Annotated in this window: 1 protein-coding gene and 1 pseudogene; both read right to left on the minus strand. The window is 55.6% G+C overall.

The window, feature by feature from the left end; genetic code table 11:
• Positions 1 to 705 (minus strand): annotated as a pseudogene (locus AC1D1X_RS24175) (phosphatase PAP2 family protein); the annotation flags it as partial.
• Positions 706 to 729: 24 nt separating this feature from the next.
• The coding region (locus AC1D1X_RS24180; protein WP_477699470.1) for a tetratricopeptide repeat protein at positions 730 to 1,062 on the minus strand (333 nt) is incomplete at its 5' end.

Raw genomic sequence — 1,062 nt, forward strand, 5'->3', positions numbered from 1 at the left:
TGGCCAACTTGCGTGCCCAGGCGTAGGAATCATGGGTTGTATTTGTGGCGAAAGCTCCACAGGGCGTGGACAAGCGAAAGCGTGCTTGAGGCGCATTTCTACGTCAATTGCCAAGGCAAGCATTAGCGTCACGAGCTCCATCGTCCATTTGTGCCGGTGATCGGTTAGTCCTACGACTGAGCCCCAGAAGGGAGTTAAGCTGGACATTTGCGCCAGAATTTCCACCCCTCTGTCCTCCCGCAGTTGGGCGTAATTTTCAACCAATTGAAGTTGTTGCCGGAAGACTGCCACGTCGGGCCTGACGAAGGTGGCAAGCTTCATGTTGGATAGCGGCTTTTGCGTCAGGTCTACAAATTCGACTGCGATTTCTTTTGCAGACTGATTGACCTGAAAGTGCAAACCCGACACCAGTTCCAAGCCGCAAACTTGCAATCTGGGCATCACATCCCACTGGACGAGGCGCTCTGGTTTGTCCAGCGGCACCGGAAGGTCAATCGGGAATACGGCACCCTTGAATGGGCCGACCAGCGCTGCCCGACTCCTGATGAGAGCGTCCGAAAGCAGGGGGCTGGGGCCCGTGCCACCCGTACCTCCGGTCCCGCCAGTACCACCTGTGCCACCTGTGCCACCTGTGCCGCCAGTGCCGCCAGTGCCGCCCGTACCACCTGTGCCGCCGGTACCGCCAAGCAAACTAAAAATACTCATAAAAAACCCCCTGAAGTAGTGTTGTTAATATGGCAGGCCAGCTTTTTGAAGGGCTGCGGACCAAGTTTTCCCTATCTCATACTGACTGCTTGGGCTGCGTGCTAAATAGCTGCGCACTGTTAAAGCGGGTTCTAATCTCAGCAGCTCGGCAACGGTCTTTTCTGCTTGGTCAAGCTGCCCTAAGTTCACCTGGGCAACTGCCAAGGTTCGCAGGCTGGACGTATGCGTGCGGTTGGCTCGAAGCGATAGAGTGATTAGTTCTAGAGCCTTGGCGTATTGACCCGCTGAATTGGCGGCGGTGGCCGCCAAGGAGAAGTAAAAATACCGAAGTGGATCAAGCGGTGAAAGCTTTAGGGC

The sequence above is a fragment of the Polaromonas sp. P1_G4 genome, from assembly GCF_056405475.1.